Here is a 15,550-nt window from a genome sequence, read left to right as displayed (position 1 = left end):
TTCATGCACGGTAGCGCAGCGCATCGACGATCACCGCGAGCGCGCGCGACGATTGCCGCCGGCTCGCGTAATACAGATGATGACCGGAGAACGTCGGGCACCAGTCGTCGAGCACGCTGTCGAGGCGGCCGGCAGCGACGTGCGGCGCTGCGAGGTCGGCGGGCACATATGCGAGCCCGTAGCCGGCGAGCGCCGCGTCGAGCATTTCGTACGTGCCGTTGAACGTGACCTGCCCGTCGACGCGCACCTGCAGCGTGTCGTCGCCGTGCGCAAGCTCCCACGCGTACAGCGCGCCATGTGTCGGCAGGCGCAGGTTGATGCAGTCGTGTGCGACGAGATCCTGCGGCGACGCGGGGCGTTCGCGTTCCGCGAAATACGCGGGCGCGCCGACGATCGCCATTTTCAGGTAGGGTGAGATGCGCACGGCGATCATGTCCTTCGCGACCTGGTCGCCGAGCCGGACGCCGATGTCGAAGCGCTCCGCGACGATGTCGGACAGCCCATAGTCGGTCACGAACTCGACCTTCAGGTCGCGGTAGTCGCGCAGCACCGGCGCGAGCTTCGGCCACAGCAGCGTGCGGATCATGTAGTCGGTCGCGTTGATGCGCACGGTGCCGGCCGGCTTGTCGCGCAGTTCCGCGAGCGCCGACAGCTCGGCCTCGATTTCGTCGAAGCGCGGGGCGAGGTTGCGCAGCAGCCGCTCGCCGGCTTCGGTCGGTGCGACGCTGCGCGTCGTGCGCGTGAGCAGCCGCACGCCGAGGCGCGTTTCGAGCGAGCGGATCGTATGGCTGAGCGCGGATTGCGACACGCCGAGCTGGGCGGCCGCACGCGTGAAGTTGCGCTCGCGCGCGACGGCGATGAAGGCGAGCAGATCCGCAAAGTTGTCGCGCGGCATGGAAGGCGTCGGGTAGTCGGTGCCGGCGCATCGTACCACCGGTTCTCCGGGCCGCGCGGCGACGCGGCGCGCGCATCAGCCCGCGCGTGTCATGCCCGGCGCAGGGTTCGCGGGATGGAACGCGTAGCCGCGATGCTGGAACGACGCCGCGAAGAACCGCATCTGGTAGCGGATCGCATTTGCCCAGTAATCCCAAGTATGGCCGCCGGGCCGCTCCGCGTAGTCGTGCGGCACGCCGAGCGCGACGAGCCGTTCGTGCAGCGTGCGGTTGGAGCCGACGAGCGCGTCGTCGCGGCCGCAATCGATCGTCACGTCGAGGTGAGCACGCACGAACGCGCGCGCGCTTTCGACGATCGCATTGCGGTTCCAGAACGATGGATGGCGGCCGGGATCGCCGAACACGTGGTCGATGCCCGGCTCGTCCTCGCAGCAGCGCGGATCGACCGCGCCGCTGATGCTGCCGACTGCACCGAACGTGTCGGGCCGGTCGAGCGCGATGCGCAGCGCGCCGAAGCCGCCCATGCTGAGCCCGGTGATCGCGCGGGCGCGCTGCGTCGCGATCGTGCGGAAGTGCGAATCGACGTAGGACACGACTTCGTCGCCGACGAAGGTTTCGTAGCGGCTGCCCGAATCGAACGGGCTGTCGATGTACCAGCTTTCGTGTCCGCCATCGGGCATCACGAGGATCACGCGGTAGCGGTCGGCCAGCGCGGCGATGTGCGTGTTCGACGTCCAGTCGGTATGGTCGCCGCCCGAGCCGTGCAGCAGATAGACGACAGGATAGCGTTCGCCGTCGCGGTTGGCGCGTGCGTAGTCGTCGGGCAGCACGACGGTCGCCCTGAGCGTCTCGCTCATCGCGGCGCTCGGGATCGCGACGACCCGCGCATGAAATGCGAAGGCAGGGCTCGTGACGGCGAGCAGCAGAAGCAGCCAGAAGGCGCGTGCCAGGTGCATCGATCCTTGCATGTGTCGACCCTGTCCGGCGCCGGGGCACCGGGAAAACCCTGTTCGGACGACTCTAGCAACCGCACCTTTCAACCATATTTCGGCGAATCCTACGGGTTTGTCAGGCGGGCTGCGCGTCGGTGATGCGCTCGACTGCCTCGCGAAACGCGTCGGGCCGCTCGGCCGGCATCAGGTGCCCGCAGCGTTCGATCGCGTCGAAGCCGGCGCAGCGCGCGAGCGCCCAGTCCGGCACATGCCAGCCCGCGCGCGAACGTTCGCCCGCGACGAGCCAGACCGGATGACGCTCGAACACCTGAGCGAGCGCTTGCAGGTAGCCCGGAACGCCCGTCGTCGCGACCACCGAGCGGCCCATCGCGCGCAGCGTCGACGCCGGCTGATGCGCGAGCCAGCGGCGTGCGTCGTCGAGCATGCGCGGCGACGGATCGTCGATCGCGCCACGCAGCCAGTCGAGCGGATCGGCGCGCAGGCGGTCGAGCATCGCGTCGGCTTCGCCGGGCGTCATGCGGCCGACCGACGCCGACCAGAACGCATCGTCGAGCGTGAAATTGCCTTCGACGTTGACGATGCGCCGCACGCGCTCGGGGTGCGCATGCGCGAACAGCATCGCGATCGCGCCGCCGACCGAGTGGCCGACGACATCGACCGGCTGCGGGCCGAAATGCGCGTCGACGGTTTGCCGGACATGCTCGACCTGCGCGGCGAGCGTGATCGCGTCGAACGGCGTCGCGCGATGCGCGCCGTAGCCGAGCAGGTCGGGAGCCAGGTGCGGGCCGTTCCATCCGTGCACGTCGAACGTGCCGATGAAACCGTGAATGAAGACGACGGGGGCAGGCAGGGTCATTGCGCGGGCGCGAAAGAAAGGGGCGGCAACTCGAGTTCGGCGAGCAGTTCGTCGAGTTCGAGCACGTGCGTGCGGTCGTGGTCGAGCAGTTCGTGCACGAGCTCGTCGAGCGACATGCGGCGGATGCCGTCGCGCAGCCCGCAGCGCGCGAGCTGAGCGGGTTCCAGCGCGGCGGCCGTTGCGCACAGCGCGGCGCGGCCGGTGCGGAATGCCGCGACGGCACGGTCGAGCGGCTGCGCGAGATAGTCGCGCTGCGCGGCGAGCGCGGTGCCGTCGACCGACGCGATCACCGGGAGTTCGACTGTGCGCACCGCGTCGATGCGTTCCGCGAACACCGCATCGAGGTCGCGCAAGTGGCACGCATGCTCGACCAGCGAGAAGCCGGTACCGGCCGGGCGGCGCGCCCACAGCGCGGCCGGCACGTGCGCGGCATACGCGGCGAGCCGGTCGGGCATGCGGGCCAGCGCAACAACGACGTCGGCGAACGGCAGCGTTTGCGGATACGCGCTGAACACCGCGCCATAGCTGAACAGCGAGCCGCCGAGTCGCCCGCGCGCCTGCACGACGTCGTGGCCGTGGCGGCGCATGACTTCCGCGACCATCGCGCCGCAGAACTGGCGGGCTGTCGTGTCGGCTTCGATTTCGGGGAAATTGCGCGCGATCTCGTGCTGGATCGCGCCGATCGCGGCGACGCCGACGCGCGACAGCGCCGCGAATTCCGGATAGCGCTCGGGCTGTGCGATCAGTGCTTCGAGCTGGGTGCCGAGTGCGGTGGTGCGGAAACGGTCGAAACGGGAATGCATGACGAACAGACCCTGCCTGGTAACGTATCAAAACGATACGTTACCAGGCAGGGTTACGTCAACCGGGCGGCGCGACCCACCCGGTGCGGCGCTAGCCGGCGAGCACCGCGAGCAACGGGGTCCGCATGATTGCGGTCGCCGGCGGCCGATGGCCGAATTCATGCCGCCCGATGCGACGCCGCCACGTCGCGCCGGGAATCGACTTCACGAACGGCAGCGGATCGTCGCTCCATGCCCGGGCGGCGCACCGGCTCCGCTCCCGCCCGCCGCTCAGGACTTCTGCCGGGCGTCGATTTCCGCACGTATCCGCGCTTCCTGCTCCTGTAGCTCGGGCGTGAATTCCGCGCCGAAATCCTCGGGCGAAAACACCTGGCGGATCTCGATATCCGATTCGCCCGGCATCGGGTTCGGGCAGCGCTTGACCCATTCGACGGCCTCTTCCATCGAGTTCACCTGCCACAGCCAGAACCCGGCGATGAGTTCCTTGGTTTCGGCGAACGGGCCGTCGGTCACCGTCCGGTCCTTGCCGGCGAAGTGCACGCGTTTGCCGCGTGAACTCGGGTGCAGCCCTTCGCCGGCGAGCATCACGCCGGCCTTCACGAGTTCCTCGTTGTACTGGCCCATCGCGGCCAGCAGTTCGGTGTCGGGCATCTTGCCGACTTCGGAATCGGCGGTTGCCTTGACGATGACCATGACGCGCATTGTCGTATCTCCTTGAACGGGAATCGGGGGTTGCCGCTGGTCGTGCCGACGGCAAAACGATCGGTTACGACAATACGACGCGCGAGAATGGCGCGAATCGACATCGCGCACGAAGAATTTTCGATGACGGGCGAACCGGCGGGCGCTGCCGCGGAGCGCTCCGCCAAAACTGGTATGCTGAACCTCACCACGTTTACGCGGAGGGTGCCATGGCTGCTAAAGAAGTCTCGAAGAAGAAATACCTGAAGATCCTGAACAAACGCTTGCGCGCCGAGCCGTCCGCCCCGGACGGCGCGTCGTTCGTGTTTTTCCCGCTGGGCGCGAAGGCGAAGCACGCGACGGGCGTCGTGTCCTCCGACACGCGCAGCAAGCGCGAGCTGGCGGTGATGGCCGCGATCCAGCGCAAGGCGGCCGAAGAGTTCGTCGTCACCGGCGCCTGACCGGCATTCGTCATACCACCGCTTGCGTCTCCGCCCGCGTGCGTTACGCGGCGGCCTCGCAATGCGCGATTGCATCGGCCAGCATGCGCGGGATGTCGTGCGTGATGGCCGGCCCGTGCATCGGCAGGATGATGTCGAGATCGAGCGACTGGATGCGGCGCAGCGCGCTTGCCAGGTGCGCGAGCGACGGCAGGTAGTCCGAGCGCGCGATCGCCGCGACGTACCAGGAGCTGCACGAACCGGTGCCTCGATGCAGTCTGGCGGCGTCGATCCGGACGCGAAGCCCGTCGATTCACGCAGCGACCGGGAACGGCGCCGAACGCCTTCCCGGCCTGAAGGAAAACCGCGATCCGATTCGCGGATCAGGACACCTCGTCCGCCGCCGCCGCCGGATACCGGCCGCCGCCGCCGGCTTCGTCGCCCGCCGCCAACTGCTCCAGCGCGAGCCCCTTCGTCTCGATCCCGAGCGTCCACACGGCAACTGCGGCCGCGATGAACGACAGCGCGCCGAGCGTGAACACGCCGCCCTGGCCGAACACGGGCAGCACGACACCCACCACGTAAGGCCCGATCAGCGAGCCGATGCGCCCGATCGCCGACGCGAAGCCCGAGCCGGTCGCGCGCGCGCCGGTGCCGTACAGCTCGGGCGTGTACGTGTACAGCGCGGCCCACATCCCGAACAGGAAGAACTGCATCGCGAGGCCCGTACCGATCAGCAGCGCCATGCTGCCGCCGTACAGCGCGCTCTGGCCGTATGCATACGCCATCGCGCCACCGCCGATCAGCGACGCGATGCAGGTCGGCTTGCGCCCCCAGCGCTCGACGAGCCACGCGGCGCACAGGAAGCCCGGCACGCCGCCGAGCGAGATCAGCACCGTGTAGAACACCGATTTCGTGACCTCGAAGCCGGCCTGCTGCAGCAGCGCGCCGAGCCACGACGTGAGGCCGTAGAAGCCGAGCAGCGCGAAGAACCACAGCAGCCACACCATCACCGTGCGGCGGCGATACACGCCGCTCCAGATCTCGCGCAGCGCGCCGCGGCCGCGTGCGGCCACCGGTTCGGCGAGCCGCGACGGCGGCGGCAGCGTCGCGACGCCGGCCGAGCGCATCACCTTCGCCTCGATCGTGTTCATCACGGTGTCGGCTTCCGCGTGCCGGCCCGCATGTTCGAGCCAGCGCGGCGATTCGGGCACGATGCGGCGCACGACGAGCACGAACACCGCGGGAATCGCGAGCAGCGCGAACACGGTGCGCCAGCCGAACTGCGGCAGCACGAAGTACGCGACGACGCCGGCCGTGATGAAGCCGAGCGGCCAGAAGCCGTCCATCAGCGCGATCAGGCGGCCGCGCTTCTCGGTCGGCACGAATTCGGACAGCAGCGTCTGCGCGACCGGGAACTCCATCCCCATCCCGATCCCGAGCAGCACGCGGTAGACGATCAGCGCGTCGACGCTCTGCGCGGTCGAGCACAGGTACGACGCGGCGCCCCACAGCACCATGCTCCACTGGAACACCGGCCGGCGGCCGAAGCGGTCGGCGAGCAGGCCGGCGACGGCCGCGCCGAGCACCATCCCGAAGAAGCTTGCGCTCGCAACGAGGCCGGCGGCCGCGGTCGACAGCCCGAACTCCTTGCGGATCGAGCCGAGCACGAACGTCATCGTGCCGAGGTCGACCGAGTCGAAGAAGAACGCGATCGCGATGATGAAGAAGATCCGCTTGTGATAACCGGAGAACGGCAGGCGTTCGAGCCGGGCGGCGGCGGAGGCGGGAGCGGTGGCGGCGGGCATTGGCGTCCTCTGAAATGAAAAAGGGCCTCGCAGCGCATGCTCCAAGGCCCCGATGCTTCGGTATTCAGTAGACGCGACCACAAAGTGCCGCATCAGAGGAAAAGCGCCGCCTGCTTGCCCAAATGCGTCATCGGCGGGCGGCGCCGGGTGCGTCGGTTTGCGTCAGTTTTTCAGCTTGTATCCGGTGCGGAACATCCACGCGACGATCGCGAGCAGGATCACGAGGAACAGCCCGGTCGCGGCGAGGCTGATCCACACATGCACGTCGGCGAGCCCGTAGAACGACCAGCGGAAGCCGCTGACCAGATACACGATCGGGTTGAACAGCGTGATGACGCGCCACGCGGGCGGCAGCATGTCGACCGAATAGAAGCTGCCGCCGAGGAACGTGAGCGGCGTGATGATCAGGAGCGGCACGAGCTGCAGCTTCTCGAAGCTGTCGGCCCAGATGCCGATCACGAAGCCGAACAGGCTGAACGTGACCGCCGTCAGCACGAGGAACAGCACCATCCAGAACGGATGCAGGATGTGCAGCGGCACGAACAGGCCGGCCGTCGCGAGGATGATGACGCCGAGCAGTATCGACTTCGACGCGGCCGCGCCCACGTAGGCGATCACGATCTCCCAGTACGACACGGGCGCGGACAGGATCTCGTAGATCGTGCCCGTGAAGCGCGGGAAGTAGATGCCGAACGACGCGTTCGAGATGCTTTGCGACAGCAGCGACAGCATCACGAGGCCCGGCACGATGAACGACCCGTAGCCGATGCCGTTCACGTCGCTGATGCGCGAGCCGATCGCGGAGCCGAACACGACGAAATACAGCGACGTCGAGATCACCGGCGCGATGATGCTCTGCATCAGCGTGCGGCGCGTGCGGGCCATTTCTGCGCGGTAGATCGCGCGGATTCCATGAAGATTCATGCGCGTCAGGCTCCTTGTGCGCCGTTGCGGCGGTTGTCGATCAGGCTGACGAAAATATCCTCGAGCGAGCTCTGCGTCGTATGCAGGTCGCGAAAGCCGATGCCGGCCGAGCCGAGCGCGCTGATCAGCGTCGCGATGCTCGCGTCGTCGCGCTGCGAGTCGTACGTGTAGACGAGCGCGGCGCCGTCGTCCGCGCGTTCGAGCCCGAACGGCGCGAGCGCGGGCGGCACGTCCGCGAGCGGCTGCTCGAGCTGCACGGTCAGCTGCTTCTTGCCGAGCTTGCGCATCAGCTCGTGCTTGTCCTCGACGAGCACGAGCTCGCCGCCGAGGATGATGCCGATCCGGTCGGCCATTTCCTCGGCTTCCTCGATGTAGTGCGTGGTCAGCAGGATCGTCACGCCGCTTTCGCGCAGCGAATCGACGAGCTTCCACATGTCGCGGCGCAGCTCGACGTCGACGCCGGCCGTCGGCTCGTCGAGGAACAGGATGCGCGGCTCGTGCGACAGCGCCTTCGCGATCATCACGCGGCGCTTCATCCCGCCCGACAGCGTCATCAGCTTGCTGTCGCGCTTGTCCCACAGCGACAGCGCCTTCAGCGTCTTCTCGATATGCGCGGGATCGGGCGCCTTGCCGAACAGGCCGCGGCTGAACGACACGGTCGCCCACACGGTTTCGAACGCGTCGGTGGTCAGCTCCTGCGGCACGAGGCCGATCATTTCGCGGGCCGCGCGGTATTGATCGCGGATGTCGTGGCCGCCGACCGTCACGCGGCCTTCGGTCGGCGTGACGATGCCGCAGATCGAGCCGATCAGCGTCGTCTTGCCGGCGCCGTTCGGCCCGAGCAGCGCGAAGATCTCGCCGGGGCGGATGTCGAGGGTCACGTGCTTCAGCGCCTGGAAGCCGGACGCGTAAGTCTTGGAGAGGTCGGAGACGGAAAGGATCGGTTGCATGCTCACGGATGGCACGGCCGGCCGGCGCGACGGTGTGTGCCGCGCGTGCCCGGTATCGCCGCCGCTGCGAAGCGGCCGGGATCGGGGACGGCATGGCGAACGGGCGTCATGTCGAACGGCGTTGTGGTGCGGGATCGCGGGACCGCCATATTAGCAATCGGTAGATGGAAATGCATTTCGGTGGAAAGGCCGGGCGTTGTTGGCGTCGGATTTGCTCGAAATGCTTGAGTGTTGCTCAATAAAGCTGTGCTTTGTTTGAGTTGTTCGAACAATTTTGGATATTTTCGGCGAGCCGGACGGCGATCGCGTTTTCTCGCCACCGCGCGGAGGCCGGCCCGCCGACTGTGCCGCCCGAACGCCTCTGCGCCGTACCGGGACGGCATGCCTGGCGCTCGCGATAATGCGTTCCTTTCACGGTTCACGGAGCGGGGCGAATGTCTTTGATCGATTTCAAATCCGTTGCGGCCGCGCAGGCCGCCGCATGGAAATCCACGATCGTCGGCGAGGTCGGGCCGGCCAGGATCAAGGTGTTGCGCATGGATGCGCAGCCGTACGAAGCGGAAGTGCACGACTACAACGAAGGGCTGCTGGTGCTCGACGGCCGGCTGATGCTCGAAGTCGGCGCGGAAACGGTCGTGGTCGAGGCCGGGCAGATGTATCTCGCGCTCGCCGGCACGCGCCACGCGGTGCTGCCCGGCAGCCACGGTACGCTCGCGATCATCGACGTGTAAAAGGTTGCGCGCCGCATTCACGAGGCCGCCTGCGAGCCGGCTCGCCCGCCCGGCGCGGAAAGCGGCCTGCCGCGCAAGCCCGTCGCGCGGCCCATCTATTTGTCTGAGCAAATAAAATGAAGGTCGTTTGAAAAATTGTCAAACTCCGTGAAAACACTAGGATCGCGCGGTTCCGTTCGTTTGGAACTCTGCATCCATTTACTTGTTTGAATGGTCCGATCATAGTCTCGTCAAACGACGCATCACGATAACGAATCAAGCGTACGTACGGAGACCAATTCAATGCGACGCGTATCCGCGGGGCCAACCGGACTGCCGTTTCCCAGTTTTTCGCTGAATGCAGGCGCGACATACGTCGTCAGCCTGCGTTGCCGCATCGCCGTGTAGCGGCGCACCACTTTCCGTTTCGATCGTTCCGACGGCGCCGTGCCGCATGACGGCGCCGCGGGAGCGCGCTTGTCTGCCGCCGCGGCTTTCGTCGCATTTGCATGAGCTGAAGGGCGGTCGCATTGCGAACACCATCATGCGCCGCGCGCTCGTGCGGCGGCGCGATACCAACCGGCGAGCCATGCAGCCCGTCCGGACGAGACTCGTCGTACCTGTAAAGGAGGGGTTGATGATTTGCATTCCTGAATGGCGGAAGGTGATCCTGTCGTGCGCGGTGTTGGCGCTGCCGTTCGTCGCCGGTTGCGGCGGCGGCGACGATCCGGGGCCGATCAACGTGCCGCAGTGCTCGGGCAGTGCATGCGGGCCGAGCGGCGCGATCACGCAACCGCCCGTCGTGACGAAGCTGTGTCCCGATTCGCTCGATTACACGACGACCTACACGGGTGGCGCCGGCAGCGGCGAATACGTGAAGGTGAAGTTCGACACGACGAAGCTCACGTATCAGATGCAGTTCATCGAATCGTCGGTACCGACGTCGGCGGGGCAGGTCAACGACACGCGCGCGGGCCTGACGATCAGCGGCGCATTCCATCATCCGACCAACCTTCCGACCGCCGAGCAGAACCGCTGCGCGTTCGTGCTCGATAGCGGCGCGACGAGCGACGGCGCGTATTCGGTGACGATCAAGCGTACCGATCCGCCGATGCTGTTCGTCGGCAATGGCGTGGTTGGCGGCGGAATTCCGGGGGCGACGATCGCGTTCCAGGGCATTGAGCCGATTCCGGGTTTTGTCCTTGGCGTGGTGCCGTCGCGCACATTCGATTTCTATCCGTTCATCGGCTTTGTCGAAACGGAAACCGACTTCACGAAGGTCGCTGGCAACTACAACGAAGTCGGTATCCATTTGTCGCCGGTCGGCGGTACCGCCCAGAATGCGAACGGGGCTGTCGGCTGGGAGCCGGACGTCGTCAACTGGAACCAGACGTTCAATGCGGACGGTTCGTGCACGATCACGCAGGGCAGCGACTACTCGTGCCAGACGACCGGGTCGCCGTGGACGCTGCGCAAGAACGCGGACGGGTCGGCGGACAACGTGTTCGTGAGCAATGCGGTGGCGAACCCGTTCGGTACGGTTGCGTATCCGGTCGCCGGGCAGGCGCCAGGCCTCGTGATCGTGACGCCGAGTCAGGCGAAGGGCATCATGATCGTCGGCAAGCTGAACGGCGTACGGGTGCCGATCGTGATTCGCGTCGGCTATACCCATGTGGATGCGAGCAATCCGCTCGCGTCGGTCGCCGATGCCGAAGTCGGGATCTCGATGCTCTCGTCGTCCACGGCGATTGCCGCGAACTCGCTGAAGGGCGGTTACATCGGCGCGACGAGCGCATCCGCATGCGGTGTCGTGACATCTACCGGCGTGGGGAACACCATCGCGCAGTCCGGCCCGAGCTTCGATAACCAGGTGCCGCACCCGGATCTGCCGGGCACCTTTGCCAACGGCTTCTTCATGGCGGAAGCGGGTAGCTGCAACGACGGCACTGCCGTGTCGACGATCTCCGCGAACTACACGTCGACGTTGTTCCAGGGCGGCACCGCGGCATTCATCGATCCGCAGACGTCTTCGGTAACGTCGCAGTTCGTGCTCGACTACACGCAGGCAACGCCCGGCAAGGTCAAGGTCACGGCCAACAGCGATTTCAACGCGAAGGGCGCAAGCGGCAATGTCGCGATCTTCAAGAAGGGCGACACGGGCTGGATCGTGACGGCCGGCAACGTCTACGCAATGGTCGTCAACAACAGCCAGGTCAACCCGTTCTTCACGGTCGGCGCGTTCGTCCAGTAACCGCGTACCGAACAAGTCACACCGGCGGCGCATGCGTCGCCGCCGGCGAATCTAATTTCAAGAGGATTCCTATGAATGTGAAGCATTGGATGGCCGCGGCGTCGCTCGCGCCCGTGCTGGCTGCGTGCGGCGGCGACGGCGACCCGCCGCCCGCGCCGGTGGTCCGGCTGTGCCCGCAGGCGATCGACTACAACACGGTGTTCATCGGCGGCTCCGGGTCGGGCGAGCTCGTGAAAGTGCAGCTCGACACCACGAAGATGACGTTCCGGATGACCTACCTCGCATCGCCGGTGCCGACTGCCGCGGGCACCGTGCAGCCGACGCGCGACACGGCGCCGGCCAACGTCGTCGACGGCACGCTGGCCGACGAAACGGGCTTGCCGACGGTGAAGCTGAACCAGTGCACGTTCCGGATGCAGAACGCGAGCCTCGATCCCAGTCGGCCCGCGCGACTGTTCCTCGGAGAAGGCGTGCTGGGCGGCGCGATTCCTGGTGCGACGATCCAGTTCGACGGCGTGATCGGCGTCGGCAAGATTCCGAAGACGACGTTCCCGTATTACCCGTTCATCAGCTTCTCGTCGCTGGAGACCGACCTGACGAAGATCGCCGGCACCTACAACCAGCTCGGTTATCACCAGGTTCCGTCGCAGAACTTCCAGCCGGTGGCGCTCGATCAGAAGGTGACGATCAACGCGGACGGCAGCTACGTCGAGACCGACAACTTCGGCAAGAAGAACGGCGGGCAGCCGCTTGCATCGAGCACGACCGTGAACCAGCCGTTCACGCTGCGTCCGGATGCGCCGGCGTTCCAGTCGCTCAACTACCAGCCGCAGATTCCGCCGACGCTCGCCGCGCTCGATCCGGCGAAGGCCGGCAAGGGGATCCTGATCGTCGGCAAGCTGCGCAACCAGCTCGTGCCGATCTTCATCCGCACCGGCGCCGCGAACGCGGACCTCACGCAGGGCCCGCCGAGCGCGGACGACGAATCGGGCATCTCGTTCCTGAGCCCGCAGACGGCGATTGCGCCCGGCTCGCAGAACGGCGAGTACACGGGTGTCGACAGCGCGTTCAACTATCGCGCGACCGCGCTCGTCGGCGCGCAGGCCACGTTGCTCGATCCGTTCAATGCATCGCAGGCCGCGCTCACGCGTGCGCTGAACCTCGACTTCACGCAGAAGGTGCCGGGCGTCGTCACGACCGTGCATGCGGATGCTGCGTCGGGGCCGGCGACCGGAAAGTTCGTGTTCACCGGCGGCGTATTCGGGTTCCTCGACATGGCCGATACGAGCAATCCGTACTTCACGGTCGGCGCGTTCGTGCAGTGACCACACCCGGACGGAGACACGGCGGCGTCGCGCGCGGATGCGCGGCGCCCGGACAGAATGAGAGGGGAGACTTCATGAAGAAGCTGATTGTCGCGGGTGTCGTCGCAGGCGTGTCGACACTCGCATCGGCCCAGCAGGCGGGCGACAACGTCGCGACGCTGGGCTGGCTGCACATCATGCCGCAGGATTCGACCAATGGCCTGACGACGAATCTCGCGAACATGCCGATCAACGGGCCGCTGCGGCTGCCCGGGTCGTTCACGTCGCCGGGCACGAGCCTGACGGTCAACAACGCCGATACGGTCGGCCTCACGCTCACGCACTTCTTCACCGACCATATCGCGGTGACGTCGGTGCTCGGCGTGCCGCCCGAGTTCACGCTGACCGGGCACGGCGTGATCCGGCCGCCGGGCCCGGCCGGCTCGCTCGGTTCGGTCGACATGGACAAGACGTCGAACCAGCCGGCCGTGAAGAACGCGCGGCAGTGGAGCCCCACGATCATTCTGCAGTACTACTTCAATGCGCCGACGGCGAAGTTCCGCCCGTTCGTCGGGATCGGCGTGGCCTACAGCTGGTTCAGCAACATCGAGCTGAACGGCAACTTCGCGAAGGACATCAACGAGAACCTCGGCAGCGTGCTCGCGGCCGGCGCCGGCAAGCCGGGGGCGACGTCGGTGGAGGGCAAGGCGTCGTCGTCGTTCACGCCGGTCTACAACGTCGGCGCGAGCTATGCGATCGACAAGCACTGGGGGCTCACCGCGACGCTGACCTACATGCCGCTGAAGACGTACTCGTCGCTCGTGATCAAGGCGGCCGACGGTTCGACGCTCGCGACCACGCGCACGCGGCTGAAGGCCGATCCGCTGATCACGTTCGTCGGGATTTCCTACAAGTTCTGAGCCGACCGGCGCGCATGACGCGTGCCGGCGGCTTCCTGCGACCGGCTGGCCGGGCTCTTTCGGCCGGACGGTTGCGTTCCTGGCGGCGTGCCGCCATTTGTGAAGAGAGGGGGCAGTTCAAATGAGCATTCGCAAAATCGTATCGCTTGTTGCTGCAGTGGCATTCACCGCGGTTTCGGCCGCGCCTGCTTTCGCAGTCACCGTTTCGCGCGCTGACGGGCAGCCGATGAACCCGAACGGCGAGCCGTTCTCCGTATCGGGGCTCACGACGCTCAGCAAGGGATCGATCAGCGCAAACTGTACCGCGACGTTCAACGGGACGATCACGTCGACCGGCATCGTCCACATCACGTCGACGCAGTTCGCCGGAGGCGCCACGTGCGGACTGATCAGCGGCAGCGCGAGCAGCACGTCGCCGTGGACGGGCCAGGCCGACAGCACGACGCAGTTGTCGATCAACAACGTGCAGGTGAACGTCGCGCTGCTCGGCGCGTGCGGCCCGAGCAAGGTGGTAACGGCTTGGAACGACCCGAACTCGTCGCTGACGTTCAATAACGCTGCATTGACGCCGAATTGCACGGTGTCCGGCACGGTCACGACGTCGCCGAAGTTCCACGTGCAGTAAGCGTCGCGGATCGAAGCGGGGCGTCCGCCGTGCGCGAGGGCCGTGCGGCATGCGCGGCGGGTGTCCGCAGCTTCGATGCATTCGTGCCGTCGCGCGTATCGGCGCGACGGCCGATGGGCCGCCCGTGTCGCGATCCGATGCGGGCGGACCTGCAAGGTCGGCACGGTGTACCGCGCGGACCGAAACAACATTATTCCAATTGGCCAGAACACTCCCGGACGACCCATGCTCACCGACCCAGCGAAGTATGGCGATGCCCGCGGCGCGACGCCTGACCGGCTGCGCACGGCCGCGTGGCTGCAGTACCTGATCGAACATCTCGACGCCGCCGCTTGCGCGCCGGCGGCGGGCGACGCCGGCGACACGACCGTCGTCGCGTCATACGCGATACGCATGCGGGCGGGCGCGAGCCTGTCTCGTGACGCAGCGGCCGTTCTTCACGGGCTTGCGCCGTGGATCGCAACGGATGGCGGCGGCTGCGCTTGCGACCCGACCGACCCGCTCGGCGCATGCTCGCATGTGCCGTCCGCGCAGCAGCTTGCCGAAGCCGAACGCCGTTGCCCCGGCTCGAGCGCCGTGTTCGACGCGGCGCACGGCGTGATCGACGCGTGCGCATTCGACGATCAAGATGTCGGCTGGGCCGCGCTCGCGCGGATTGCCGGCGGTGTCGAATGCAACGGCGCAGACGTTGGCGAACGTACCGCACATGAAAGAGAAGAGCAGGGTGAGACGCCGCCTGCGAAGAACCTGAGAGAAAAGCTGGCCGTCGTTGCGGCGACGACTGCGGAAACATCGGCCCGTCCCGGCGCCATCATCGACGCGATCGTGCTGCGCGTGTGCGGCCCGCGCGACGATGCATCACGCATCGACGAGATGGCCGCGCTCGCGATGTTCTCGGCCGCGCTCGCAGCCGGCAACGGGATTTCCGTTGCCGCGTATGGCGGTCAGCACAACCTCGTTGCGCGGGCGATCCGCGCGCATCGCGCCGATCTCGCGTCGGTGGACGGGTTGCTTGCCGCGCTGTCCGTGTGCCGGCTCGATCGACTCGTCGGCGCGGGCAGCTTCTGGGCGTACTACCTGCTGGCGGGCATCGTGATCGCCGCGCCGGACGCGGTGCGGGAAATCGGCGGTCGTTTTCATGGCGACACATGGCAGGCGTGGCTCGACGACGTGCTCGCGTGGCCGGCGGTCAGCCGCTTCGGGCCGAAGGAGGATGTCGGGTTCGAACACCTGCGCGACGCGATGAGCCTGACGTCGCGATGGAACCCGATCGTCCGCGCAAAGCGGATGCGGACGCGGGCCGTGGCGACGGCCCGGTTCGGCGAAGACGCAGAGAAGGCCCGCTGACACTCGGCTTTGCCGACATGAAACGACATGACCTGCGCGCGAGCACCCGCTCGCGCTGAAATACGGCACCCCATTCGCGCGCGCG

Annotated in this window: 15 protein-coding genes; 7 read left to right on the top strand and 8 right to left on the bottom strand. The window is 66.9% G+C overall.

The features are described 5' to 3' along the window. Position 1: 1 nt before the first annotated feature. From MRS60_RS23950 to MRS60_RS23930, 5 genes are all read right to left on the bottom strand, one after another. Positions 2-895, bottom strand: a complete 894-nt coding sequence (locus MRS60_RS23950) for a LysR family transcriptional regulator (RefSeq protein WP_243566869.1) — start codon at positions 893-895, stop codon at positions 2-4. A 75-nt stretch (positions 896-970) separates the two neighbouring features. Then, positions 971-1,849, bottom strand: coding sequence for an alpha/beta hydrolase (locus MRS60_RS23945; protein WP_181152208.1), 879 nt, complete (start codon positions 1,847-1,849; stop codon positions 971-973). Between the two features lie 112 nt (positions 1,850-1,961). After that, complete coding sequence (locus MRS60_RS23940; RefSeq protein ID WP_105390314.1) at positions 1,962-2,702, bottom strand: alpha/beta fold hydrolase; 741 nt, start codon at positions 2,700-2,702, stop codon at positions 1,962-1,964. Then, positions 2,699-3,505: a DinB family protein gene (locus MRS60_RS23935; RefSeq protein WP_243565647.1), complete on the bottom strand. Its 807-nt coding sequence runs from the start codon at positions 3,503-3,505 to the stop codon at positions 2,699-2,701. Before MRS60_RS23935 ends, MRS60_RS23940 begins: the two co-directional genes overlap by 4 nt. Positions 3,506-3,775: 270 nt before the next feature. Continuing rightward, the gene (locus tag MRS60_RS23930; protein WP_243565646.1) at positions 3,776-4,207 is read right to left on the bottom strand and encodes a YciI family protein; all 432 of its coding nucleotides are present in this window, start codon (positions 4,205-4,207) and stop codon (positions 3,776-3,778) included. A 209-nt stretch (positions 4,208-4,416) separates the two neighbouring features. Between MRS60_RS23930 and MRS60_RS23925 the strand changes: the two genes are divergently transcribed. Then, the gene (locus MRS60_RS23925; RefSeq protein ID WP_034180778.1) at positions 4,417-4,647 is read left to right on the top strand and encodes a hypothetical protein; all 231 of its coding nucleotides are present in this window, start codon (positions 4,417-4,419) and stop codon (positions 4,645-4,647) included. Between the two features lie 362 nt (positions 4,648-5,009). Here the strand turns inward: MRS60_RS23925 and MRS60_RS23920 are convergent, their stop codons facing one another. The 3 genes from MRS60_RS23920 to MRS60_RS23910 form a co-directional block, all read right to left on the bottom strand. Further along, complete coding sequence (locus MRS60_RS23920; RefSeq protein WP_243565645.1) at positions 5,010-6,434, bottom strand: MFS transporter; 1,425 nt, start codon at positions 6,432-6,434, stop codon at positions 5,010-5,012. Between the two features lie 162 nt (positions 6,435-6,596). Beyond that, positions 6,597-7,358, bottom strand: a complete 762-nt coding sequence (locus MRS60_RS23915; RefSeq protein ID WP_021160316.1) for an ABC transporter permease — start codon at positions 7,356-7,358, stop codon at positions 6,597-6,599. Positions 7,359-7,363: 5 nt separating this feature from the next. Continuing rightward, positions 7,364-8,308 carry an ABC transporter ATP-binding protein gene (locus MRS60_RS23910; RefSeq protein ID WP_243565644.1) on the bottom strand — a complete coding sequence of 315 codons (945 nt, stop codon included), beginning with the start codon at positions 8,306-8,308 and terminating at the stop codon, positions 7,364-7,366. Between the two features lie 434 nt (positions 8,309-8,742). Here MRS60_RS23910 and MRS60_RS23905 point away from each other — a divergent pair, with 434 nt between their 5' ends. The 6 genes from MRS60_RS23905 to MRS60_RS23880 all read left to right on the top strand — a co-directional run bounded on the left by MRS60_RS23905 (position 8,743) and on the right by MRS60_RS23880 (position 15,465). Further along, entirely contained in the window at positions 8,743-9,039 is a 297-nt protein-coding gene (locus tag MRS60_RS23905; RefSeq protein WP_034180775.1) for a cupin domain-containing protein, read from the top strand. 616 nt (positions 9,040-9,655) lie between these two features. After that, complete coding sequence (locus MRS60_RS23900) at positions 9,656-11,269, top strand: DUF2957 domain-containing protein (protein WP_105391724.1); 1,614 nt, start codon at positions 9,656-9,658, stop codon at positions 11,267-11,269. 71 nt (positions 11,270-11,340) lie between these two features. Then, the gene (locus MRS60_RS23895; protein ID WP_243565643.1) at positions 11,341-12,594 is read left to right on the top strand and encodes a DUF2957 domain-containing protein; all 1,254 of its coding nucleotides are present in this window, start codon (positions 11,341-11,343) and stop codon (positions 12,592-12,594) included. Between the two features lie 74 nt (positions 12,595-12,668). Further along, positions 12,669-13,493: an OmpW/AlkL family protein gene (locus MRS60_RS23890; protein ID WP_006752708.1), complete on the top strand. Its 825-nt coding sequence runs from the start codon at positions 12,669-12,671 to the stop codon at positions 13,491-13,493. A 121-nt stretch (positions 13,494-13,614) separates the two neighbouring features. Next, positions 13,615-14,118, top strand: coding sequence for a hypothetical protein (locus MRS60_RS23885; RefSeq protein WP_034180772.1), 504 nt, complete (start codon positions 13,615-13,617; stop codon positions 14,116-14,118). 225 nt (positions 14,119-14,343) lie between these two features. Further along, on the top strand, positions 14,344-15,465 hold the full coding sequence (locus tag MRS60_RS23880; RefSeq protein ID WP_243565642.1) for a hypothetical protein: 1,122 nt from the start codon (positions 14,344-14,346) through the stop codon (positions 15,463-15,465). The last annotated feature ends 85 nt before the right edge of the window (positions 15,466-15,550 follow it).

Origin of the sequence: Burkholderia pyrrocinia (genome assembly GCF_022809715.1) — a bacterium.
Taxonomy (GTDB): Bacteria; Pseudomonadota; Gammaproteobacteria; order Burkholderiales; family Burkholderiaceae; genus Burkholderia; species Burkholderia pyrrocinia_C.
This window is presented reverse-complemented; position numbering and strand designations above follow the sequence as displayed.